Source organism: Stutzerimonas stutzeri (genome assembly GCF_002890915.1).
In the GTDB taxonomy this organism is placed as follows: Bacteria; Pseudomonadota; Gammaproteobacteria; order Pseudomonadales; family Pseudomonadaceae; genus Stutzerimonas; species Stutzerimonas stutzeri_AF.
The window spans coordinates 1-23,857 of sequence record NZ_POUT01000007.1 but is presented as its reverse complement, the minus strand read 5'-3'; the positions used below and the strand labels follow the sequence as shown (position 1 = coordinate 23,857).

General features: G+C 66.7%; 19 protein-coding genes, 1 pseudogene and 1 CRISPR repeat array (1 of these 21 cut by a window edge). Of the genes and pseudogenes, 15 read left to right on the top strand and 5 right to left on the bottom strand.

All coding sequences use genetic code 11. From position 1 onward, the window contains the following. Nucleotides 1-1,573: direct repeats of the CRISPR family, unit length 29 nt; unit sequence GTGTTCCCCGCACCCGCGGGGATGAACCG (it extends 1,570 nt beyond the left edge of the window). Nucleotides 1,574-1,616: 43 nt separating this feature from the next. Both CXK94_RS13140 and CXK94_RS13135 read right to left on the bottom strand, forming a co-directional pair. Continuing rightward, a complete protein-coding gene (locus CXK94_RS13140) occupies nucleotides 1,617-3,266 on the bottom strand; it encodes an acyl-CoA dehydrogenase family protein (RefSeq protein WP_102894670.1) in 1,650 nt (549 codons plus the stop codon). 183 nt (nucleotides 3,267-3,449) lie between these two features. Continuing rightward, nucleotides 3,450-5,438, bottom strand: coding sequence for a sensor histidine kinase (locus CXK94_RS13135; protein ID WP_102894669.1), 1,989 nt, complete (start codon nucleotides 5,436-5,438; stop codon nucleotides 3,450-3,452). 178 nt (nucleotides 5,439-5,616) lie between these two features. Between CXK94_RS13135 and CXK94_RS13130 the strand changes: the two genes are divergently transcribed. The 10 genes from CXK94_RS13130 (at nucleotide 5,617) to lnt (ending at nucleotide 15,278) form a co-directional block, all read left to right on the top strand. Then, a complete protein-coding gene (locus tag CXK94_RS13130) occupies nucleotides 5,617-6,411 on the top strand; it encodes a bifunctional hydroxymethylpyrimidine kinase/phosphomethylpyrimidine kinase (RefSeq protein ID WP_102894668.1) in 795 nt (264 codons plus the stop codon). A 14-nt stretch (nucleotides 6,412-6,425) separates the two neighbouring features. Then, nucleotides 6,426-7,067, top strand: coding sequence for a thiamine phosphate synthase (thiE, locus tag CXK94_RS13125; protein WP_102894667.1), 642 nt, complete (start codon nucleotides 6,426-6,428; stop codon nucleotides 7,065-7,067). A gap of 57 nt (nucleotides 7,068-7,124) precedes the next feature. Next, on the top strand, nucleotides 7,125-8,408 hold the full coding sequence (hemL, locus tag CXK94_RS13120; RefSeq protein WP_037042416.1) for a glutamate-1-semialdehyde 2,1-aminomutase: 1,284 nt from the start codon (nucleotides 7,125-7,127) through the stop codon (nucleotides 8,406-8,408). An 8-nt stretch (nucleotides 8,409-8,416) separates the two neighbouring features. Then, the gene (locus CXK94_RS13115) at nucleotides 8,417-9,037 is read left to right on the top strand and encodes a hypothetical protein (protein WP_102894666.1); all 621 of its coding nucleotides are present in this window, start codon (nucleotides 8,417-8,419) and stop codon (nucleotides 9,035-9,037) included. Nucleotides 9,038-9,303: 266 nt separating this feature from the next. Continuing rightward, nucleotides 9,304-9,846: a tetratricopeptide repeat protein gene (locus CXK94_RS13110; protein ID WP_037042418.1), complete on the top strand. Its 543-nt coding sequence runs from the start codon at nucleotides 9,304-9,306 to the stop codon at nucleotides 9,844-9,846. A 102-nt stretch (nucleotides 9,847-9,948) separates the two neighbouring features. Continuing rightward, complete coding sequence (gene miaB, locus CXK94_RS13105; protein ID WP_102894665.1) at nucleotides 9,949-11,262, top strand: tRNA (N6-isopentenyl adenosine(37)-C2)-methylthiotransferase MiaB; 1,314 nt, start codon at nucleotides 9,949-9,951, stop codon at nucleotides 11,260-11,262. A 132-nt stretch (nucleotides 11,263-11,394) separates the two neighbouring features. Continuing rightward, the gene (locus CXK94_RS13100) at nucleotides 11,395-12,402 is read left to right on the top strand and encodes a PhoH family protein (RefSeq protein ID WP_102894664.1); all 1,008 of its coding nucleotides are present in this window, start codon (nucleotides 11,395-11,397) and stop codon (nucleotides 12,400-12,402) included. Continuing rightward, nucleotides 12,395-12,871, top strand: coding sequence for an rRNA maturation RNase YbeY (gene ybeY / locus CXK94_RS13095; RefSeq protein WP_037042429.1), 477 nt, complete (start codon nucleotides 12,395-12,397; stop codon nucleotides 12,869-12,871). The genes CXK94_RS13100 and ybeY overlap by 8 nt, the downstream gene beginning before the upstream one ends. Nucleotides 12,872-12,880: 9 nt before the next feature. Next, a complete protein-coding gene (locus CXK94_RS13090; RefSeq protein WP_037042421.1) occupies nucleotides 12,881-13,720 on the top strand; it encodes an HlyC/CorC family transporter in 840 nt (279 codons plus the stop codon). 49 nt (nucleotides 13,721-13,769) lie between these two features. Next, the gene (gene lnt, locus CXK94_RS13085; RefSeq protein ID WP_102894663.1) at nucleotides 13,770-15,278 is read left to right on the top strand and encodes an apolipoprotein N-acyltransferase; all 1,509 of its coding nucleotides are present in this window, start codon (nucleotides 13,770-13,772) and stop codon (nucleotides 15,276-15,278) included. A gap of 145 nt (nucleotides 15,279-15,423) precedes the next feature. On the opposite strand, the gene CXK94_RS13080 is transcribed toward lnt, so the two are convergent. Next, complete coding sequence (locus tag CXK94_RS13080) at nucleotides 15,424-16,197, bottom strand: YdcF family protein (protein WP_102894662.1); 774 nt, start codon at nucleotides 16,195-16,197, stop codon at nucleotides 15,424-15,426. 113 nt (nucleotides 16,198-16,310) lie between these two features. Then, nucleotides 16,311-16,760 (bottom strand): hypothetical protein, encoded by a 450-nt coding sequence (locus tag CXK94_RS13075; protein WP_102894661.1) that lies wholly within the window; start codon nucleotides 16,758-16,760, stop codon nucleotides 16,311-16,313. Between the two features lie 262 nt (nucleotides 16,761-17,022). Between CXK94_RS13075 and leuS the strand changes: the two genes are divergently transcribed. The 5 genes from leuS to CXK94_RS13050 all read left to right on the top strand — a co-directional run bounded on the left by leuS (nucleotide 17,023) and on the right by CXK94_RS13050 (nucleotide 23,053). Next, nucleotides 17,023-19,629 (top strand): leucine--tRNA ligase, encoded by a 2,607-nt coding sequence (leuS, locus tag CXK94_RS13070; protein WP_102894660.1) that lies wholly within the window; start codon nucleotides 17,023-17,025, stop codon nucleotides 19,627-19,629. A 44-nt stretch (nucleotides 19,630-19,673) separates the two neighbouring features. Further along, nucleotides 19,674-20,279 (top strand): LPS assembly lipoprotein LptE, encoded by a 606-nt coding sequence (gene lptE / locus CXK94_RS13065; RefSeq protein WP_102894659.1) that lies wholly within the window; start codon nucleotides 19,674-19,676, stop codon nucleotides 20,277-20,279. Nucleotides 20,280-20,313: 34 nt separating this feature from the next. Beyond that, nucleotides 20,314-21,342: a DNA polymerase III subunit delta gene (gene holA, locus CXK94_RS13060; RefSeq protein WP_102894658.1), complete on the top strand. Its 1,029-nt coding sequence runs from the start codon at nucleotides 20,314-20,316 to the stop codon at nucleotides 21,340-21,342. 191 nt (nucleotides 21,343-21,533) lie between these two features. Continuing rightward, on the top strand, nucleotides 21,534-21,692 hold the full coding sequence (gene arfA, locus CXK94_RS13055) for an alternative ribosome rescue factor ArfA (RefSeq protein ID WP_037044731.1): 159 nt from the start codon (nucleotides 21,534-21,536) through the stop codon (nucleotides 21,690-21,692). 62 nt (nucleotides 21,693-21,754) lie between these two features. After that, nucleotides 21,755-23,053 (top strand): lytic murein transglycosylase, encoded by a 1,299-nt coding sequence (locus tag CXK94_RS13050; protein WP_102894657.1) that lies wholly within the window; start codon nucleotides 21,755-21,757, stop codon nucleotides 23,051-23,053. Between the two features lie 695 nt (nucleotides 23,054-23,748). Here CXK94_RS13050 and CXK94_RS13045 read toward each other — a convergent pair. After that, a pseudogene (locus CXK94_RS13045) lies at nucleotides 23,749-23,857 on the bottom strand (IS110 family transposase); the annotation flags it as partial.

Below are 23,857 nucleotides of genomic sequence, written 5' to 3'. Positions count from 1 at the left end.
GCCAACAGCTGGCAGTCGTGTTCCCCGCACCCGCGGGGATGAACCGCCGCCTCAGCTTGCGTATGACCGTTGGTCGCGGTGTTCCCCGCACCCGCGGGGATGAACCGGCAGGGCCGGTGCCCTTGCTTCGCCAGTTGGCGTGTTCCCCGCACCCGCGGGGATGAACCGCCTTACACCTGGCTGACGAAGCCGCAGGCAGCGTGTTCCCCGCACCCGCGGGGATGAACCAATTTCAGTAGCGCCTCAAGATTCAGCGGCACCGTGTTCCCCGCACCCGCGGGGATGAACCGCCGGAATCGCCACGACCCGCCGCGCCTGGACCGTGTTCCCCGCACCCGCGGGGATGAACCGTCGATGTTCTTACCGGAAAACCCCCGAGCGGTGTGTTCCCCGCACCCGCGGGGATGAACCGCTGTCTTCGATCGGCGCCGGTCTGGGCGAAAACGTGTTCCCCGCACCCGCGGGGATGAACCCGTATAAAGAAGAACAGCATCGCCCAGATCAGCGTGTTCCCCGCACCCGCGGGGATGAACCGCCAGCCCTAGGCAGTAGCTCTCGGTAGTAGTCGTGTTCCCCGCACCCGCGGGGATGAACCGGTCGAGCTGAAAACCAGCTTCAAGGACGCCGAGTGTTCCCCGCACCCGCGGGGATGAACCGTATTTGCGCCTGTAACTATTGGCGTGAATGACCGTGTTCCCCGCACCCGCGGGGATGAACCGCACGCCGCTCTTGGCGTAGTTGAGCTGAGTGCGTGTTCCCCGCACCCGCGGGGATGAACCGGCTCTGCTTTATCCCGAAGGGTGGTACCACTCGTGTTCCCCGCACCCGCGGGGATGAACCGCTTACTCGATCCTTTGCCGATGTATTCGGCTTGTGTTCCCCGCACCCGCGGGGATGAACCGTTGATTCGAACCATGCCCTCCGGAGCCTTCTTGTGTTCCCCGCACCCGCGGGGATGAACCGGCTGGATGCTCCTCTCCCGTTACCGTTCCGCTGTGTTCCCCGCACCCGCGGGGATGAACCGCTGAAAGGCGAGTTCGAAAAGCTCGGGGATACGTGTTCCCCGCACCCGCGGGGATGAACCGCGCTTGCGAACTGGAGCGGCGCGGCCAGTACGGTGTTCCCCGCACCCGCGGGGATGAACCGGGTGCCAGCGGTCTGCTCTCCGAGGAGATGAGGTGTTCCCCGCACCCGCGGGGATGAACCGCGAGGAGCAGGCACAGGCGCAGCGCCGCGCGAGTGTTCCCCGCACCCGCGGGGATGAACCGAAGTCGCCGAACATGAACTGGACGTCGCCAGCGTGTTCCCCGCACCCGCGGGGATGAACCGCGAGGTGATCGACTGGCCCTGGCTGGTCAGGGGTGTTCCCCGCACCCGCGGGGATGAACCGGTATTCAATCGGGTATCGGTACTGCGTGATGCGTGTTCCCCGCACCCGCGGGGATGAACCGCCCTGGGCTTGTCCGGCAGCCGGATCGCCGATGTGTTCCCCGCACCCGCGGGGATGAACCGTCGATTCACCAGTATTATCAAAGCGCGACAAAGTGTTCCCCGCCCCCGCGGGGATGCGCGCGGACCAGACAAGGGCGCGATCCATACAGGCTGTCGGCCCCCAGTCAAACCAGATGCGGCGCGCTACGCTCCAGCAAGGCATCGATATCCAGCCCCCGCGGCAGTGTGCCGTAGACCCGGCCGCGGCCTTCGAGGCGGCTGGCGAGGAAGGCGTCCGCTACGGCGGCGTTGCCCGCTTCGAGCAGCAGCCTGGCCTGCAGGGCGACCGCCACGTCTTCGGTGAGCTGGCGGGCGCGGTACTGGATGTCGTCGGTATCGCCGAAGGCGCTCTGCAGCCGCTGGATATGCGCCCGCAGCCGGGCATCGCCATGGCCGTCGCCGAGTTCGGCGAACAGCGCTTCGAGCACGCCGGGCTCTTTCGACAGGGCGCGCAGCACGTCCAGGCACTGCACGTTGCCGGAGCCTTCCCAAATGGAGTTGACCGGCGCTTCGCGGTACAGCCGCGGCAGGATGGTTTCCTCGACGTAGCCGGCGCCACCCAGGCACTCACTGGCCTCGGCGATCATTTCCGGTGCGCGCTTGCAGATCCAGTATTTGCCGATGGCGGTGACCAGGCGGGCGAACTTGTCTTCCTGCTCGTCGTGGCGGTTGTCCTGGGCGCGGCCCATGCGCAGGGTCAGCGCCAGCGCCGCTTCGCTCTCCAGCGCCAGGTCGGCCAGCACGTTGCGCATCAACGGCTGTTCGAGCAGCACGCGGCCACCGACCAGCCGGTGTGCGCAATGGTGCATGGCCTGGGTCAACGCCTGGCGCATCAGCGAGCTGGAGCCGATCATGCAGTCAAAGCGGGTAGAGGAAACCATCTCGATGATGGTCGGCACGCCGCGCCCTTCCTCGCCGACCATCCAGGCCAGCGCGCCGCGATACTCCACCTCGCTGGAGGCGTTGGCCCAGTTGCCCAGCTTGTTCTTCAGCCGCTGGATGTAGAACTGATTGCGCGTACCGTCCGGCCGGTGCCGCGGCAGCAGGAAGCAGGACAGCCCCTTGTCGGTCTGCGCCAGAGTGAGGAAGGCGTCGCACATCGGCGCCGAGCAGAACCACTTGTGGCCGAGCAGTTCGTAGGGCTGGCCCGGCCCGCCGCTACCGACCGGATGGGCGCGCGTGGTGTTGGCGCGCACGTCGGTGCCGCCCTGCTTCTCGGTCATGGCCATGCCGATGGTGACGCCGGCCTTGTGCTCCATCGGCACGTTGCGCGGGTCGTAGGCACGGGCGAGGATCTTCGGCAGCCAGACCTCGGCCAACTCGGGCTGCAGGCGCAGCGCCGGTACGCTGGCGTAGGTCATGGTCAGCGGGCAGCTGCTGCCGGCCTCGGCCTGGTTGTGCAGGTACATCAGCGCCGCGCGCGCCACCTGCGCGCCGGGCTGCGGATCGCTCCACGGCAGCGACGGGATGCCGTGTTCGACGGCCGTGCGCATCAGCTCGTGGTAGGCCGGATGGAAGTCCACCTGGTCGATGCGATGGCCGTAGCGGTCGTGGCTCCTGAATACCGGCTTGTTCTCGTTGGCGAGAAAGCCCGCCGCCATCAGCGGCCCGCCGGCGAGCCCACCGTAGGCGTCGAGCCGCTGCTCGGCCCAGCCACCCTGGTAGCGCTGTACCCATTGCTGCAACGGCAGGTCGAGGCGGTAGAGGTTGGCGCCGTCGAGCGGCGGCACCTGGTTGGTGACTTCGTGGGTTTCGGCGCAGTACGGCAGGTTCATCTCGGGGCTCCTCGATCGGTGCGACCGTTGCAAAGCCCGCGCAATGGCGGACGGCGTGTGTCAGCAAGCTTAGCCGGCCCTGTCCCGGGCACGGGCCTGGGACGGGCAGCGACGTTACGAGGGGCAGTGGAGCATGCTTGGAGGCGGCGACTGAAGCGAGGTTTCGGCCAAAAGCCCAGTGTCTCAGGCAATCTTCCCCGAGGGGCGATCGGCACGCGCGGTGACGGGATCGAGCAACGCCAGGCGCACGCTGATGCGGAAACGGCTGCCCAGGCCCGGCCGCGATTGCTGGTCGAGCTGGCCGCCGAGCACCTCGGTCAGCCCGCGGCTGATCGCCAGGCCGATGCCAAGGCCGCCATAGCGGCGGGTCATGGAACCATCCACCTGGCGGAACTGGTGATAGAGGAAGGCTTCGTCGGCATCGCTGAAGCCGATGCCGGTATCGATGACCTCGACCTGCAGCGCCAGTTGCCCCGGTGCCGCCGCGTGCCCGCTCAAGCGCAGCGTCACGCTCCCGCGCGCGGTGAACTTGATGGCGTTGTCGAGCAGATGGGCGATGCCCTGCTCGAGCTTGCCGCCATCGCCAAGCACCCGGTCCGGCAGGTCGCTGGCGACCTCCAGCTCGAAGTCCAGCCCCTTGTCGCGGGTCCGCGGCGCGAACTGCAGTTCGAGGCGCCCCGCCATTTCGCGCAGGCTGAAGGCGGTGTCGTACGGCCGCAGCTTGCCGGCGCGCAGCTCGCTGAGTACGAGGATGTTGTTGACCAGCCGCATCATGTCGCGCGCCGAGCCGGTGGCGATGTGCTGGTACTGCTGCAGTTCTTCCGGGGTTTCCGAGGCCGGCAGCAGTTCGAGCGCGCCCATCACGCCCATCATCGGCGTACGCAGCTCATGGCTGATGTTGGAGAGGAATTCGTCCTTGAGCCGGTTGCTCTCGGCCAGCTCGCGGTTGAGCTGTTCCAGCTCGGCGCGTGCGGTTTCCAGGATCTTGGCGCGTTCGTCCTTGAGGGTGTTGATGCGATCGGCCAGCGCCATCGACAGCAGCACCACTTCCAGCGCCGCACCCAGCTGGCTGGCATACATGGTCAGGAAGGTATTGGGCAGATAGCCCAGCACCATCAGGCTGTTGATCTGCCCGCCGACCAGCAGCGCGCTCCAGGCGATGATGAAGTAGCGCGCCACGCGCATCCCACGCAGCCAGGCGAGGATGCCGGCGGCGAACACCGCCAGGGTGAACAGCAGCGCCAGGGCGGTGGCCAGGCGCAGCGCCACGCCGTAATCCAGCGTCAGTGCAAGGGCGATCACCACCACGGCGAAGCCGATCATCAGCCGCAACAGCCCGTCGATCCAGCGGCTGTGTTCGGCCGTGCGCAGGAAGCTGCGGGTGAACAGGCAGCCGAACAACGCCGCGATGCCGATCAGCAAGGGCGTCGCGGCGTTGGTCCACCACGGCCGATCCGGCCAGAGGAACTGCACACCGGCGCCGTTCACCGAGACCTGATAGAGGCCGAACGCAGCGATGTAGAGGATGTAGTACAGATAGCTGGGGTCGCGGATGCTGATATAGATGAACAGGTTGTAGACCAGCATCGCCAGCAGCACGCCATAGATCATGCCCAGCACGTAGATACGCCCGGGCTGGGCCTCGAGGTAGGCATGATGCGACCAGAGGCTCAGCGGCACCTGGATCGAACCTTCGCTCTGCACCCGCAGGTACAGCCGCTGCGGTCGATCGGCCGGCAGCTCGACCTCGAACAGGTAGTTGCCCTGGCCGATCTCGCGGCTGGCCCAGGGCCGGGTATCGCCGGTATCGCGCGCCAGGCGATAACCACCCTGCTCATCGGGCAGGTAGAGCTGCAGGCTGTCCAGCGGCGGATAGGCCACCTCCAGCAGCCAGCGCCGCGCCCCTTGCGCGGCCAGCGGCCGGTAGTGCAGGTCGACGCGCAGCCAGTGCACGGAACGGGAATAGCCGGCATTGAGCACGGCCGTACGGTGGGGCTGGAAACGGCTGTCGAACGCTGGCGACGCGACATCCTCGATCCGCGCCTCGCCGAGCGGGTCTTCGAACACCGCCATGTGCTGGCCGAGCGGCAGGTGACGGGTTCGCTCGTCGAGTTCGACGGCAGCGGCCAGGGCGGGCAGAAGGGCCAGGATGAACAGGAAAACGTGCCGCATGGTGCCTCGTGCAGGCCTGGCGACGATCGCAAGCGCATGGCTCGCGAACCGCACTACAGTCCGAAATCAAAGTGCCAGCAATCTACCACAGCGACAGTGCCATCCGGAAAACCGGATGGCGCTACGACGCACAACTGCCGCGTCCCGCCGATGCCGTTTGGTGATAAGCTCGCACGCCATGAAAAACCCTACTTCAAGACCCGTCGTCCTCTGCCTTTCCGGCCATGACCCCAGTGGGGGCGCCGGCCTGCAGGCGGACATCGAGGCCCTGCTCGCCCAGGGCTGCCATGCCGCGCCGACGGTTACCGCGCTAACCGTGCAGGATAGCGTCAATGTCTCCGATTTTCGCGTACTCGACCGCCAATGGGTACTGGCCCAGGCCAATGCTGTGATCGCCGACCTGCCAATCGCCGCGGTCAAGCTGGGCATGCTCGGCTCGGTGGAAATGGTCGAGACCGTGCTCGAGATCATGCGCAAGCTGCCCGGCGTGCCGCTGGTCTGCGATCCAGTGCTGCGCGCCGGCGGCGGCGGCGCGCTGGGCAAGGACGACGTCGGCTACGCCATGCGCGAGCGACTGTTTCCGGTGGCGACCATCGCCACGCCGAACCTGCCCGAAGCGCGCATCCTCGCCGAGCTGCCCGAAGGCAGTGCCGACGAATGCGCCGAACGCCTGCTGCCGCATATCGGCCATCTGTTGATCACCGGCGGCCATGGCGACGAAAGCGAAGTGCACAACCGCCTGTATTGCCGCGATGGCGCCCGCCACGACTTCACCTGCGCACGCCTGCCCGGCAGTTACCATGGCTCCGGCTGCACCCTGGCCAGTACCCTTGCCGGTCGCCTGGCGCTGAGCGAAGCACTGGCCAGCGCGGTCGAATCCGCACTCGATTACACCTGGCGCACCCTGCGTGACGCCGAAGCCCCAGGCCACGGCCAGTACATCCCGCGCCGCCTGCCGCTGGACCTGGCCTGACCGGAGAGTTGCGCATGAAGGAAACCACCCGGCTCCGCGGCCTCTACGCGATCACCGACAGCCAGCTGCTGGCCGAAGGGCGCCTGCTGCCCTACGTCGAAGCCGCGCTCAAGGGTGGCGCACGCCTGCTGCAATACCGCGACAAGTCCGGCGACGATGCCCGTCGCCTGCGCGAGGCCGATGCCCTGCTGGAACTCTGCGCGCACCACGGCGCGCAATTGATCGTCAACGACGATGCCGAACTGGCCGCACGCCTGGGCGTCGGCCTGCACCTGGGCCAGGAGGACGGTTCGCTGTCCGCCGCGCGCGCCCTGCTCGGCCGCCAGGCGATCATCGGCGCCACCTGCCACGCGCAATTGGCGCTGGCCGAGCAGGCGATCGCCGAGGGTGCCAGCTACATCGCCTTCGGCCGCTTCTACAACTCGAATACCAAGCCCGGCGCACCGGCCGCCGACATCGAACTGCTGCAGCAGGCCCGGGCGCGCTTCAGCCAGCCGATCGCCGCCATCGGCGGCATCACCCTGGAGACCGCACCACGGCTGATCGCCCAGGGCGCCAGCCTGATCGCGGTGATCCACGCACTGTTCGCCGCCGACTCCGCGGCCGAGGTGCAGCGCCGCGCCGAAGCCTTCGCCCAGTTGTTCGCCACCCCCTGATTTCCAATGGCGGGCCGCACCGACGCCGGCCCGCCCCATGCATTCGCGAGGCCCCGCATGTCCCGTTCCGAAACCCTCTTCGCCAGCGCCCAGACCCACATTCCCGGCGGCGTCAATTCGCCGGTGCGCGCCTTCCGCAGCGTCGGCGGCACGCCGCTGTTCCTCAAGCACGCCGAAGGCGCCTACGTCATCGACGAGGACGACAAGCGCTACGTCGACTACGTCGGCTCCTGGGGTCCGATGATCCTCGGTCACAGCCACCCGCAGGTGCTCGACGCGGTGCGCCGCCAGCTCGAACACGGGCTGTCCTACGGCGCGCCGACCGCCATGGAGACCGAGATGGCCGAGCTGGTCTGCAGCCTGGTGCCGTCGATGGAGATGGTGCGCATGGTCAGCTCCGGCACCGAGGCGACCATGAGCGCCATCCGCCTGGCCCGTGGCTACACCGGCCGCGACGCCATCATCAAGTTCGAAGGCTGCTACCACGGCCACTCCGACAGCCTGCTGGTCAAGGCCGGCTCCGGCGCACTGACCCAGGGCGTGCCCAGCTCGGCTGGCGTGCCGGCCGACTTCGCCAAGCACACCCTGACCCTGGCCTACAACGACCTCGCCGAAGTCGAGGCCACGCTGAAAGAGAAAGGTGAGCAGGTCGCCTGCATCATCGTCGAGCCGGTGGCCGGCAACATGAACTGCGTACCGCCGGCGCCGGGCTTTCTCGAAGGTCTGCGCCGCCTGTGCGACGAACACGGCGTGGTGCTGATCTTCGACGAGGTGATGACCGGCTTCCGCGTCGCCCTCGGCGGCGCCCAGGCGCACTTCGGCGTGACGCCGGACCTGTCCACCTTTGGCAAGATCATCGGCGGCGGCATGCCGGTGGGCTGCTTCGGTGGCAAGCGCGCGATCATGGAAAGGATCGCCCCGCTGGGCCCGGTCTACCAGGCCGGCACCCTGTCGGGCAACCCGCTGGCCATGGCCGCCGGCCTGACCACGCTGAAGCTGATCAGCCGTCCCGGCTTCCATGCCGAGCTGAGCGACTACACCAGCCGCATGCTGCAGGGCCTGCAGGATCGCGCCGATGCCGCCGGCATCCCCTTCGTCACCACCCAGGTGGGCGGCATGTTCGGCCTGTACTTCAGCGGCGCCGACGACATCGTCACTTTCGCCGACGTGATGGCCAGCGATGCCGATCGCTTCAAGCGCTTCTTCCACCTGATGCTCGAAGGCGGCGTGTACCTGGCACCGAGCGCCTTCGAGGCCGGCTTCACCTCCATCGCCCACGGCGAGACCGAGCTTGCACTCACCCTGGAGGCGGCCGAGCGCGCCTTCGCCAGGCTCAAGTGAGCCCGGCGATGGACCTGCTGCAGACCCTGCTGCTGGCGCTGGGCGCAGGCGCCGGTGCGCTGCGGGTCGGCCGCGCGCGGCGCCACTACGGCGAAGCCGAGCAGCCGGCACTGTTCGGCGCCCTGCTGGGCTTCGTTCTTCTCGCGGCCAGCGGTGCCGTTGGCGTCGCCGGTTTCGCGGGCATGGCCGTACAGGAGGCGCAACAATGGCTGGAACGCGCCAGCCTGCTACTGGGGCTGCCACTGATCGCACTGGCCATGCTGACCCTGGCCCGCGGCTGGGCCTGGAGCCGGCCGAACTGGGGGCGCGTGGTGCTCGGGCTCTGCGTGTGCTTCGAACTGGCGCGGCAACTCGGCTGGAGCGCGCCTTACGCGCTCGGCCTGCTGCTGGCCAGCGCCCTGCTGGTGCTGTATGCCGGCCTGCTGCAATGGCCGGCGCGCCTGCCTGGAGTAGCAGGGCTGGGCGCGGCCATCCTGCTGCTGGCCGGCACGCCGATGGACGGCACGCCGCTGGAGAACCCACTGAACGCGTATCGGCCACTGCTGCTGGCACTGGCCAGCCCATTGCTGGCCTGGCTGTTGCTGCGATTGCCGAACAGCGCACACGGAAAGCTGGGCCGCGCTGCCTAGAGTGGCGCTGAGCGCAGCGAGGCCGCGGGGATCGGCATGAACACGTTGTGCTTCATCGCTGCGCGCCTCAACCCAACCTACGATCTGACCTGCTGTCGCTCCCATTCCCGGGCAGTGCCCGCAGGGGCGTCGCCAGGTCGCATAAAAAGCCGGTAAGCGGCGGTTAAAGGCTTTGTAAGCGGACTGCAGCTTATCCATAATGTGACGACGGGCTCGTTTCCCGGTCAAACCCATTACCGCCCTGCTTCTCGAGGCGCCAGATTTTCATGACCCGCACCGGCCGCATCCTGTCTTTGGGCTGTCTGCTGCTTCTCTCGCCTCTGACGGCTTCGGCCGGCGGCAATACCTTGCTGATCCCGGCGACGGCCCGCTGTGCGCTCAACACCCTTCCCGAAGAACTCCCCGAAGCCCTGCGCGCCTGCCAGCAGGCGGCCAGCGAAGGCGACCTGCAGGCGGCCTACGAATTGGGCGAGTTCCACTACGACGGGCGGCGCGCCCCGCGCGACCTGGCCAAGGCGCTGCACTGGTTCGAACAGGCCTCGCTGGGCGGCCATGCCACGGCGCAGCATCGACTCGGGGTGATGTTCTTTCGCGGCGAGGGGGTCAAGCCCAACAACGTGCAGGCCTATATCGTCCTCAAGATGGCCGCGGTCAATGGCGAGGAAGAGGCACTGGACACCGCCGACCGGGTCTCCGCGCAGATGCGCCGCGACGAACTGGAAATCGCCACCCAGGTGCTCGGACAGATCTTCCGCGACTACCTGATGGAACTGCAGGCCGCCGAGGGTCGCGGCCCGTTCCGCCCGTAGCCGATCCGTCCCTGCGGCGTTTTATCGAGCGCCCATGCTTTTATCGGCTTATCCCTGGCCCTATAATCCCCGGTCATTTTTTGCACAACGCCGGCCCGTAACATGACCCGCAAGCTTTTCATCGAAACCCATGGCTGCCAGATGAACGAGTACGACAGCTCGCGCATGGTGGACCTGCTGGGTGAACACCAGGCCATGGTGATCACCGAGAACCCGGCGGAAGCCGACGTGATCCTGCTCAATACCTGCTCGATCCGCGAAAAGGCCCAGGAAAAGGTCTTCTCCCAGCTGGGCCGCTGGCGCGAACTGAAGCAGGACAACCCGCAACTGGTGATCGGCGTCGGCGGCTGCGTGGCCAGCCAGGAAGGCGCGGCGATCCGCGATCGCGCGCCCTATGTCGACGTGGTCTTCGGCCCGCAGACGCTGCACCGCCTGCCGGAAATGATCGACGCCGCGCGCACCACCAAGACGCCGCAGGTGGACATTTCCTTCCCCGAGATCGAGAAGTTCGACCGCCTGCCCGAGCCACGCGTCGACGGCCCCAGCGCCTTCGTCTCGGTGATGGAAGGCTGCAGCAAGTACTGCACCTTCTGCGTGGTGCCCTATACCCGCGGCGAGGAAGTCAGCCGGCCGCTGGCCGACGTACTGGCGGAGATCGTCCACCTGGCCGAGAACGGCGTGAAGGAAATCACCCTGCTGGGGCAGAACGTCAACGGCTACCGCTACGACGGCCACGACTTCGCCGACCTGCTACATGCGGTGGCGGCCATCGACGGCATCGGCCGCATCCGCTACACCACCAGCCACCCGCTGGAATTCTCCGACGCCATCATCCAGGCCCACGCCGACATCCCGCAGTTGGTGAAGTACCTGCACCTGCCGGTGCAGGCCGGCTCCGACCGGGTGCTGGCGGCGATGAAGCGCAACCACACCGCGCTGGAATACAAGTCGCGCATCCGCCGGCTGAAGGCGGCGGTACCGGACATCCTGATCAGCTCGGACTTTATCGTCGGCTTCCCCGGCGAGACCGACAAGGACTTCGAGCAGACCATGAAGCTGATCGAAGACGTCGGCTTCGACTTCTCCTATTCCTTCGTCTACAGCGCGCGCCCCGGCACCCCGGCGGCGGACCTGGTCGACGACACCGCGGAGGAAGTGAAGAAGCAGCGCCTGGCGATCCTGCAGCAACGCATCAACCAGCAGGGCTTCGAGAACAGCCGACGAATGGTGGGCACCACCCAGCGCATCCTCGTCAGCGACTACTCGAAGAAGGACCCGGGCATGCTGCAGGGCCGTACCGAGCACAACCGCATCGTCAACTTCCGCTGCGACAACCCGCGGCTGATCGGCCAGTTCGTCGACGTACACATCGACGACGCCCTGCCGCACTCCCTGCGCGGCAGCCTGCTGCCTTGAGACGCACCGCATCAGCCCCCATGTATCCCATGCGGGGCTGAAAATCGGCGCCGCGACTGCGCTTTCCGCTTTTCCCGAGCGGCGCTATTCTTCCTTCATCACTTCGCCGAACCCGGCCATACCTATAAGCCCTTGAACGCACCCATAGAACCTCATCGTTTCACCCTCGAACCCTTTGAAGCCCGTCGCTTCGCCAATCTCTGCGGCCAATTCGACGAGCACCTGCGCCTGATCGAGCAACGCCTGGAACTGGAGATCCGCAACCGCGGCAACCAGTTCGAGCTGATCGGTCCGCCCAACGTGGCCCAGTCCGCGGAGAACCTGCTGCGCCGACTGTACCGGGAAACCAAGACCACCGAGCTGTCGCCGGACATGGTGCACCTGTACCTGCAGGAATCCGGGATGGAAGACCTGGCCAACCCCAACGCCCACCAGGGCGTCGCCCTGCGTACCCGCAAGGGCAACATCCGCCCGCGCGGCGCCAACCAGCAGCGCTACGTCAAGGCCATCCTCGACAACGACATCAACTTCGGCATCGGCCCGGCCGGTACCGGCAAGACCTACCTGGCCGTGGCCTGCGCGGTGGACGCGCTGGAACGCGAGCAGGTCCGGCGCATCCTGCTGGTACGCCCGGCGGTGGAGGCCGGCGAGAAGCTCGGCTTCCTCCCCGGCGACCTGGCGCAGAAGATCGACCCCTACCTGCGCCCGCTGTACGACGCGCTCTACGAGATGCTCGGCTTCGAGCACGTGGCACGGCTGATCGAGAAGCAGGTGATCGAGATCGCACCGCTGGCCTACATGCGCGGACGCACCCTGAACAACAGCTTCATCATCCTCGACGAAAGCCAGAACACCACCCAGGAACAGATGAAGATGTTCCTCACCCGTATCGGCTTCGGTTCCACCGCGGTGATCACCGGCGACATCACCCAGGTCGACCTGCCGCGCGGCACCAAGAGTGGCCTGACGCACGTAATCGAGGTGCTCAAGGACGTCAACGGCATCAGCTTCACCCACTTCCAACCCAAGGATGTGGTGCGCCACCCGCTGGTGCAGCGCATCGTCGAGGCCTACGAGTCCTTCGAAGGCAAACAGCCCCAGCCGGGCAAGCGCGCCGCCCAGGAACAAGCCGGTGATTGAACTCGACCTGCAATGCGCCAGCAGCGGCGCCGCCCCGGACGCCCGCGAGCTGCAGCGCTGGTGCGAACTGGCGCTGCGCCAGCGTAGCGGCGACTCCGAGCTGACCATCCGCCTGGTCGACGAGGACGAAGGCCGCGAGCTCAACCGCACCTGGCGACACAAGGACTACGCGACCAACGTGCTGTCGTTTCCCGCCGACGTGCCGGACGACTTGCTCGACATCCCCCTGCTCGGCGACCTGGTGATCTGCGTACCGGTGGTCGAGCGCGAAGCGGCCGAGCAGGGCAAGGCACTGGCGGCGCACTGGGCGCACCTGGTCATCCACGGCTGCCTGCACCTGCTCGGCTACGATCACATCGAAGACGCCGAAGCCGAAGAAATGGAAGACCTGGAGCGCCAGTTGCTGGCCGAACTGGGACACCCCGACCCCTATGCCGAAGAACAGCCCGACACGGGCAAGGACTCCTGAGTCAACGACATGAGCGAAGATCGATCGATCAGCGGGCAGAAGACCTGGCTGGAAAAAATCACCCAGGCTTTTGCCCATGAGCCGAAAAACCGCCAGGAACTGCTGGAAATCCTGCGCGAAGCCCACCAGAACAAGCTGCTCGACAACGAGGCACTGGCCATCGTCGAAGGCGCCATCCAGGTCGCCGACCTGCAGGTGCGCGACATCATGGTGCCGCGCTCGCAGGTGATCAGCATCAAGGCCGACCAGTCGCCGAAGGAATTCCTCCCGGCGATCATCTCGGCCGCCCATTCGCGCTACCCGGTGATCGGCGAGAGCCTCGACGAAGTGATCGGCGTGCTGTTGGCCAAGGACCTGCTGCCGCTGATCCTCAAGGACGACCAGCACAGCTTCGACATCAAGGACCTGCTGCGCCCGGCCACCTTCGTGCCCGAATCCAAGCGCCTCAACGTGCTGCTGCGCGAATTCCGCGCCAACCACAACCACATGGCCATCGTCATCGACGAATACGGCGGCGTGGCCGGCCTGGTGACCATCGAGGACGTGCTGGAGCAGATCGTCGGCGACATCGAGGACGAGCATGACGTCGAGGAAGACAGCTACATCCGCCCGCTGCCCAGCGGCGACTTCCTGGTCAAGGCGCTGACGCCGATCGACAGCTTCAACGAGTACTTCGGCAGCGCCTTCCCCGACGACGAGTTCGACACCGTCGCCGGCCTAGTGATGAGCACCTTCGGCCATCTGCCCAAGCGCAACGAAGTCACCGAGATCGACGGCTTCCGCGTGCGCGTGCTCAATGCCGACAGCCGCCGCGTGCACATGCTGCGCTTCAGCCGGCTCAACGACTGAAGCGATCGAGACGCCCGAGCGCCCCGATCGTCTTCGCGAAGGAAACCCCATGCACTGGATCATCCGCCCCGGCTGGCCGGGCAACCTGCTGGCGCTGGCGGCCGGCACGCTGACCACCCTGTCGCTGGCACCGTTCGACCTCTGGCCACTGGCGTTGCTGTCCATCGCCCTGCTCTACCTCGGGCTGGGTGAAGTCGCGCCGAAACAGGCGGCGCAGCGCGGCTGGTGCTACGGTTTCGGCCTGTTCGCCTCCGGCGTCAGCTGGGTCTACGTCAGCATCCACGATTTCGGCGCTGCCTCGCCGGCACTGGCGGGCCTGCTGACGCTGGGCTTCGTCGCCGGTCTGGCGCTGTTCTTCGCCCTGCTCGGCTGGATCTGGGCGCGCCTGCTGCGCAATCGCCATACGCCGCTGGGCGATGCGCTGGCCTTCGCCGCGCTCTGGCTGGCGCTGGATGCGCTGCGCGGCTGGATTCTCACCGGCTTTCCCTGGCTCTATAGCGGCTACAGCCAGCTCGACGGCCCGCTGGCCGGGCTGGCGCCGCTCGGTGGGGTCTGGCTGCTGAGCTTCGTCATCGCCCTCAGCGCCGCACTGCTGATCGCGCTGCCACGGCTGCGGGCCGACAAGCCGCGCCTGGCCGCGGGCGCCGTGCTGCTGATCGCGCCGTGGCTGGCGGGCCTGGCGCTCGAGGGCCAGGCCTGGACCAGCGCCAAGGGCGAGGCGCTGACCGTCGCCGCGGTACAGGGCAACGTCGCGCAGAGCATCAAGTGGGACCCGAAGAAGCTGGAGATGCAGCTGCTGCTCTACCGCGACATGACCTTCCGCAGCCGCCCGGCGGACCTGATCGTCTGGCCGGAAACCGCGGTGCCGATCCTCAAGGAACATGCCGAGGGCTACCTGTCGATGATGGCCGGCTTCGCCGAACAGCGCGACGCGGCGCTGATCACCGGCGTGCCGGTGCGCCAGCCGAACGCGGAAGGCGAGCTGCGCTACTACAACGGCCTGACCACCACCGGCGTCGGCGCGGGCACCTACCTCAAGCAGAAGCTGGTGCCGTTCGGCGAATACGTGCCGCTGCAGGAGCTGCTGCGCGGGCTGATCGCCTTCTTCGACCTGCCGATGTCGGACTTCGCCCGCGGCGAGCCGGGGCAGCCGCTGCTGCAGGCCAAGGGCCTGCAGGTCGCGCCCTACATCTGCTACGAAGTGGTCTACCCGGAATTCGCCGCCGGCCTCGCGGCGCAGAGCGACCTGCTGCTGACGGTGAGCAACGACGCCTGGTTCGGCCGCTCCATCGGCCCGCTGCAGCACCTGCAGATGGCGCAGATGCGCGCCCTGGAAGCCGGTCGCTGGATGATCCGCGCCACCAACAACGGCATCACCGTGCTGATTGACCCCCAGGGGCACATCACCGAGCAGATCCCGCAGTTCGAGCAGGCCGTGCTCTACGGCGAGGTCACGCCGATGCAGGGCCTGACGCCCTACCTGCGCTGGCGCTCGTGGCCGCTGATCGCGGTCTGCGGCCTGCTGCTGGGCTGGGCGCTGGCCAGACGCAAGGCGTAGGCTGGGTTGAGCCGCGAAGCAGCGAAGCCCGACTTTGCAGGGCCGAGCTCGCTAGAACGCACCCACGACGCAACGACTCCGCCGCCTGCGGCCTCGTTCGTTGGGCTTCGCGAAGCTCAACCCAACCTACGCGCCCCCAGCTCCCTCACTCGTCCTCTGCGCCGTAGACGAGCGGGTACACCAGCATCCCGACGGCCTCGTTGAGCAGCATGCCGTTCTGCCAGAAGGCCTTGGCCTCCGGCAGCCAACCGCCCAGCGGGCGCGCGTTGTGCGCACCCATGAAGCCCATCGGCGCAGCGATCACCTCGAGGCCGTTCTGCTCGAAGCACCAGCGCGAACGCGGCATGTGTGCCGCCGACGTCACCAGCACCACCGTCTCGACGCCAGCGGCACGCAGCATTTCGGCACTGAGCACGGCATTCTCCCAGGTGGTGCGGCTACGCTCCTCGAGCCAACGGGTCGGCACGCTGAAATCCCGCTGCAACACATCGGCACCGAGCATCGCCTCGCTCGGCGGCTGGCCATAGTGGAGGCCGCCGCTGGTGAGAATCGGCAGGCCGGAGGCCTTCGCCAGGCGCGCGGCATAGCGCAGGCGCTCGAGGGCGACATAGCTCGGCTGATCGCCGCCCCAGGCCGGATCGGCCTGCTCCCGCCCGGCCCCCAGCACCACGATGGCGCCGGCCTGCCCGCGCAGGCCCGGCCATTGCGCCGTGCTCAACGCCGGCTCGCGTTCGATCGCCCGCGCCGCCCATTCCACCACCACCGGCAGGCTCATCAACCACAGCCCGCCGAAGCCCGTGACGAAACACAGCGCCGCCAGCCGCGGCGCACGCCGGCGCAGCCACCAGCCCAGCAGCAACAGGAACAGCAGGCCGCCAGGCGGCAGCAGCAGTTGCTTGAAGAAATAACGAATCGGCATCCCGCCTCCCCCGGTCAATGCCGCCACTCTACCTGTCGCAGCGGCATTTGTCGGGGACGGGCGGCCCCATTGCCGTCTCGTTCACGGCTCGCGACGATACGGCAACAGTCCTCCTAGTGACGCGGATAGGTATGCAGGCGCTGTCGGGCACGCAACAACTGCGAGCCGCAGGCTGGGCACATGGCCGGTCCCGCCCCCTCGGGCCAGGGCACTTCGGTGTTGCACAGGGCGCAGCTGAGCGCCTGCTTCAAGGCCAGTGGCGCATGCTTGCGGCCATTGTGACGCTGACGGCTGGTGCCACGCACGCCAGGACGCAGCGCCTGACGCGACAGGTGCGCCTGCTCCTCGGCGGCGGCATGCCAACCGGACAACCACTGGGAATCGCGTTGCAGATAGGCACGGATCAGCTCGAACTCCGCCGGGGTCAACCCACGTACCTCCAGCTCGCCGGACACGCCTGGACCACCACCGGCATCACGTTCCGCCTCCTGCAGCGCCAGGCTCAATCGCTGCAGTACCCGCGCGTAGAGATTGTTTTCCTCCGCTTGGGACTCTCTTTCCATCAAACTCACCTCGTATTCATCCCCCCCCTTGAATCAAGCGTAGCTCAGCCTGACCGCCCCAAACCCGGCGCGACGGACGGAGCCCCGGTGCAGCGGCAAATCGGGTTTCCCTAGGCCGCGGAGGGTCATGTATGCTACGGCGCTTCCATGCCCTCCGTTTGCAACCCGCCGGGTCGCGGTTCGCGCCAGGTCCACAGGCCGGCCGCCAAACCTGCAAAAGCCGCGTTTGCGGAGAGCCAGCCCCTTTTCAACGCCAGTAGCCATGCACGAACAGTATCAGCCCCGCGAAATCGAAGCCGCCGCGCAATCCCACTGGGATGCGAACAAATCCTTTGAAGTGAGTGAACAGCCCGGCAAGGACACCTTCTATTGCCTGTCGATGTTCCCCTACCCCAGCGGCAAGCTGCACATGGGCCACGTGCGCAACTACACCATCGGCGACGTGATCGCCCGCTACCAGCGCATGCAGGGCAAGAACGTGCTGCAACCGATGGGCTGGGACGCCTTCGGCATGCCGGCCGAGAACGCCGCGATGAAGAACCAGGTGGCGCCGGCCAAGTGGACCTACGAGAACATCGCCTACATGAAGGCCCAGTTGAAAAGCCTGGGCCTGGCCATCGACTGGTCGCGCGAAGTCACCACCTGCAAGCCGGACTACTACCGCTGGGAGCAGTGGCTGTTCACCCGCCTGTTCGAGAAGGGCGTGATCTACCGCAAGAACGGCACCGTGAACTGGGACCCGGTCGACCAGACCGTGCTGGCCAACGAGCAGGTCATCGACGGCCGCGGCTGGCGTTCGGGCGCGCTGATCGAGAAGCGCGAAATCCCGATGTACTACTTCAAGATCACCGCCTACGCCGACGAACTGCTGGAAAGCCTGGACGAGCTGGACGGCTGGCCGGAACAGGTCAAGACCATGCAGCGCAACTGGATCGGCAAGTCGCGCGGCATGGAGATCAGCTTCCCCTACGACGTCGCCAGCATCGGCAGCGAAGGGCTGATGAAGGTCTTCACCACCCGCCCCGACACCCTGATGGGCGCCACCTACGTGGCGGTGGCCGCCGAACATCCGCTGGCCACCCTGGCGGCGCAGAACAACCCCGAGCTGCAGGCCTTCATCGACGAGTGCAAGCGCGGCGGCGTCGCCGAAGCCGACATCGCCACCCAGGAGAAGAAGGGCCTGGCCACTTCCCTGCGCGTGCAGCATCCGCTGACCGGCGAGCTGCTACCGGTGTGGGTCGCCAACTACGTGCTGATGAACTACGGCGAAGGCGCGGTCATGGCCGTGCCGGCGCACGACGAGCGCGACTTCGAATTCGCCAGCAAGTACGCCCTGCCGATCAAGCCGGTGGTGCGCACCCGCTTCGGCGACGAGACGCCCGCCCCCTGGCAGGACGCCTACGGCGAGCATGGCGAATTGATCAACTCCGGCATCTTCGACGGCCTGGATTTCGAAGGCGCCTTCGATGCCATCGAAGTGGCCCTGCAGAAGAAGGGCCTCGGCCAGGCGCGTACGCAGTTCCGCCTGCGCGACTGGGGCATCAGCCGCCAGCGCTACTGGGGCTGCCCGATCCCGATCATCCATTGCGACAGCTGTGGCGACGTGCCGGTGCCGGAAGACCAGCTGCCGGTGGTGCTGCCCGAAGATGTGGTGCCGGACGGTACCGGCAGCCCGCTGGCGAAGATGCCCGCGTTCTACGAGTGCAGCTGCCCGAAATGCGGCGCCCCGGCCAAGCGCGAAACCGACACCATGGACACCTTCGTCGAGTCGTCCTGGTACTTCGCCCGCTACGCCAGCCCGAACTACGAGGGCGGCATGGTCGACCCGCAGGCGGCCAACCACTGGCTGCCGGTGGATCAGTACATCGGCGGCATCGAGCACGCCATCCTCCACCTGCTCTACGCGCGCTTCTTCCACAAGCTGATGCGCGACGAAGGCCTGGTGTCGTCCAACGAGCCGTTCAAGAACCTGCTGACCCAGGGCATGGTAGTCGCCGAAACCTACTACCGCACCCTGGAAAACGGCGGCAAGGACTGGTTCAACCCGGCCGACGTCGAAGTCGAGCGTGACGCCAAGGCCAAGGTCATCGGCGCCAAGCTAAAGAGCGACGGGCTGCCGGTGGAAATCGGCGGCACCGAGAAGATGTCCAAGTCGAAGAACAACGGTGTCGACCCACAGGACATGATCGACCAGTACGGCGCCGACACCTGCCGTCTGTTCATGATGTTCGCCTCGCCACCCGACATGAGCTGCGAATGGTCGGATGCCGGCGTCGAAGGCGCCAACCGCTTCCTGCGCCGCGTCTGGCGCCTGGCCCACGCCCACATCGGCGCCGGGCTGCCGGGCGCGCTCGATGTGGCCGCGCTGAACGACGAACAGAAGGGCGTGCGCCGCGCGATTCATCTGGCGATCAAGCAGGCCAGCACCGATGTCGGCCAGCACCACAAGTTCAACACCGCCATCGCCCAGGTCATGACGCTGATGAACGTGCTGGAGAAGGCGCCGACCGCCGCCGAACAGGACCGTGCCCTGCTGCAGGAAGGCCTCGAAACCGTCGCCCTGCTGCTGGCGCCGATCACCCCGCACATCTGCCACGAACTCTGGCAGCAGCTGGGCAAGAGTGGCGCGATCATCGACGCGCCGTGGCCCAAGGTCGACGAAGCCGCCCTGGTGCAGGACAGCCTGACCCTGGTGGTGCAGGTCAACGGCAAGCTGCGCGGTCAGATCGAGGTGCCGGCCAGCGCCAGCCGCGAAGAGGTCGAGACCGCCGCGCGCGGCAACGAGAACGTGCTGCGTTTCACCGAAGGCCTGGCGATCCGCAAGGTCATCGTGGTGCCGGGCAAACTGGTCAATATCGTCGCAAACTGATCCGGCCCCGGCGCCTCGCGCCGGGCCTGCAAGGGGATAACAAGATGATCAAACGGAATCTGGTGGTACTGGGCCTGAGCCTGCTGCTGAGTGCCTGCGGCTTCCAGCTGCGCGGTACCGGCGACGTGGAGTTCGGCCTCAAGGAAATCGACCTGCAGGCGCGCAACAGCTACGGTGAGACGGTGCAGCAACTCGGGGCGCTGCTCGAAAGCAATGACGTGCGCGTCCATCCCGGTGCCAAGTACAGCCTCAACCTCGCCAACGAGCAGACCCGCCAGCGCACCGCCAGCTACACCAGCTCGGCACGCAGCGCCGAGTACGAGCTGACCAGCGTGCTCGACTACGAATTCCGCGGCCCGCAGAACCTGCTGCTGCTCGAAGACAGCGTCGAGGTGCAGAAGGTCTACGTGCACGACAGCAACAACCTGATCGGCTCGTCCCAGGAAGGCGACCAGCTGCGCCAGGAAATGCGCCGCGAAATCCTCCAGCAGCTGGTCATGCGCATCCAGCGCATCACCCCGGCGCAACTCGACCGCCTGCAGCAGGAAGCCGAGACCCGGGCCCGCGCCGAAGCCGAGGCACTGGACGCCGCACGCCGCGCCCAGGAGGCGCAGCCGCAACAATCCCCCGTCCAGCTGCCCATTCAGTGATGCGCACGGGGGCCGCCGGTCCCCGTCACTCCCCATGAAGCTGTCTCCCGCCCAACTCGGCAAGCACCTGCAAGGCACCCTGGCACCGGTCTATGTAGTGTGCGGCGACGAGCACCTGCTCTGCCAGGAAGCCTGCGACACCATTCGCAGTGCGACTCGCGCGCAGGGCTTCAGCGAGCGCCAGGTATTCAACGTGGAAAGCGGCTTCGACTGGAACCAGCTGATCGAGGCCGGCGCCAGCCTTTCGCTGTTCGCCGAGAGGCGCCTGCTCGAATTGCGCATTCCCAACGGCAAGCCCGGCGACAAGGGCGCCGCGGCGCTGCTGGAATACCTGGCCCGCCCCGCGGAAGACACCGTGTTGCTGATCAGCCTGCCCAAGCTCGACGGCAGCACGCAGAAGAGCAAGTGGGCCAAGGCGCTGATCGACGGCAAGGACGTGCAGTTCCTGCAGATCTGGCCGGTGGATGCCGCACAGCTGCCGCAATGGATTCGCCAGCGCCTGGCCCAGGCCGGGCTGTCCGCCGACCAGGAAGCGGTCGAACTGATCGCCGCCCGGGTCGAAGGCAACCTGCTGGCGGCCGCCCAGGAAATCGAGAAGCTCAAGCTGCTCGCCGAGGGCGCCCAGGTCAGTGCCGATACCGTGCAGGCCGCGGTGGCCGACAGCGCCCGCTACGACGTCTTCGGCCTGATCGACGCCGCCCTGCACGGCCAGGCGGCGCACGCGCTGCACATGCTCGAAGGCCTGCGTGGCGAGGGCGTCGAGGCGCCGGTGATTCTCTGGGCACTGGCCCGCGAGCTGCGCCTGCTGGCCAACATCGCCCAGCAATACAACCAGGGCATCCCGCTCGAACGGGCCTTCAGCCAGGCCCGCCCACCGGTCTGGGACAAGCGCCGCCCACTGCTCGCCAAGGCCCTGCAACGCCATAGCGCCGCACGCTGGAGCCAGCTGCTGATGGATGCGCAGCGCGTCGATGCACAGATCAAGGGCCAGGCCGAGGGCGATCCGTGGATCGGCCTGGCCAATATCTGCCTGCAACTGAGCGGACGGCGGATCGGAATCTAGCAGCGGGGCTCGGCGGTGTGTACGGACCGCTTTTGTGGGAGGCCCGGCAGGACTGCCAAGCCCGAAACTTCAAGCCTAAGAGCATCGCTCCGAAGAGGCCTATTTCACGCTTGCGCCTCTAGATCTGGACATTTTTTGCACAATGCCTATGATGCCCTCGCCCGAATCCGGGCCAGCCAGAGGGCAAGTACATGAGCAAGAGTCGAAAACGGCCGAACAAGGCCAAGCGCCTGGTGGCGCAACCACTGTTCCGCAGCCGCCAGGAAACGCCGAAGAAAGGCAAAGGCAGCTACCGCCGCGAAGCCTCCCAGTCCACCCACTGGGAGGCTTCGGTCCTTCTGACGGCCTGAAAACCCAAGCCACCGAAAGCGTGATAAGGTCTGCGGCCGATGACGCCTTTCGAGAGTGGTGCATGTATTACACCTTCGTTCCCGTTCTGCTGCTGCGCACCCTGGTCGCCGCCTCGGCGATGAGCCTGGTGGTCGCCTGTGCTGCCGAACCGCTCGCCCGGACCGAGCTGGTCCGCAACGCATCCGCCTCGACCAGCCAACGTAGCGACAGCCCCGTCGTCGACGCCCAAACGGAGTCCACGCAACCCAGCTTCAGCCAGTGGCGCGAACAGTTTCGCGTCGAAGCGCTGGCCGCCGGCATCTCCGCGGAAACCTTCGACCGGGCCTTCGCCGGCGTGCGCCCCGATCCTGCCGTGATCGAGGCGGACCGCAGCCAGCCGGAATTCACCCGGCCGGTCTGGCAGTACCTGGAAGGCGCCATCTCGCCACAGCGCGTGCGCAGCGGCCAGCGCCTGCTCGACGAACACGCTGCCAGCCTGGACAAGATCGAAGCCCGTTACGCTGTCGACCGCGAAACACTGGTCGCAGTCTGGGGCCTGGAAAGCAGCTTCGGCCAGATCATGGGCGACAAATCGGTGATCCGCTCGCTGGCCACCCTCGCCCACGAGGGCAGGCGCCCCGCCTTCGCCAAGAGCCAGCTGATCGCCGCCCTGGAGATTCTCCAGCACGGCGACATCACCGTGCAGCAGATGCGCGGCTCCTGGGCCGGCGCCATGGGCCAGACCCAGTTCATCCCGACCACCTACAACACCCATGCGGTGGATTTCGACGGCGACGGCCGGCGCGATATCTGGAACAGCCCCGTCGATGCCCTTGCCTCGGCGGCGCATTACCTGCAGGCATCCGGCTGGAAACAGGGCCAGCCCTGGGGGTTCGAGGTGCAACTGCCGACGGGCTTCGACTACGCCCTGGCCGACAACGAGATACGCAAGCCACTGGCCGACTGGCGCCGCCTCGGCCTGCGCGGCCTGCCCAGCGGCCGCGACGAGGCCAGCGCCAGCCTGCTGCTGCCGGCCGGGCATCGCGGCCCGGCGTTCCTCATCCTCGACAATTTCCGCGCCATCCTGCGCTACAACAACTCCTCGGCCTATGCGCTGGCCATCGGCCTGCTATCCGAAAGCTTCCAGGGCAGAGGTCGAGTGGCCGCCAGCTGGCCGCGCGGCGAACAACCGTTGAGCCGCTCCGAGCGCCTGGAACTGCAGGAGCGCCTGCTGGCCCAGGGCTTCGATGCCGGCACGCCGGACGGCATCATCGGCGCCAATACACGCCGGGCCATCCGCGGTTTCCAGCAACGGCTGGGCTGGCCGGCCGACGGGCATCCCACCCAGGAGCTGCTGGGTCAGCTGCGCGCCCAGCCCTGATCGGGGCGGCAGCTGCCGCTCTTCAAGAGGCCAGGCATTGCGATCTCCCATAAAAAAGGTTCTTCGCATTGCATGGGGACAGGCTGCTTGACACCGGACTGGCAAGTTTGGGTGTGTTGAATGAAAGTTTTGCTTTCATTGGCGATTAACGAGTTGCTTGAGAGCTTGGTTTCGCCCTGCTGGGCGACTCACTTTTTTCAGTCGCGAAAAAAGTAAGCAAAAACGCTTGCCCCTGCATACGGCCCTGCGCTTCGCGCAGGGTTCGTTACTCGCTTCGCTCGCCCTCCGGGCCAGCCTGCGGCTGTTACTCCGCTACGCTCCGTTTCGCTCCATCGCCGCTCCAGGGGCACGCCGCGAAGGGACGTCCATGCCGCTCAACCCCCTACGCAACGATTCCGCTCACCCTCCTGAAGGGGCGTTGAGCGTCGCCTGATAGTTCGTGCATTGAGCAAAAAGCGAAAAGAGAAAAGAGAAAAGAGAAAAGAGAAAAGAGAAAAGAGAAAAGAGAAAAGAGAAAACTTTGATCTTCCAGGCAACTCGGACTCCGCTCCCGTCAGGAGGCCGAGTGGAGGTGTCGCGCAGGGGGACGCGAGGCAGGACGCCGAGCGAGGAACGATGGAAGGGGCCGCCGGGGTAGGGACGTCCCATCGTGACGGCCCCCGGAGCGGCGCCGGAACGAGCAACCGTGTTCGGCGTCAAGCAATTTGCGTATGGAAGTGCGCTTTATCCCGGATCATGGCATTCAGAATCACCAGCAGCTTGCGCATGCAGGCCACGATGGCAACCTTGCTCTTCTTGCCAGCG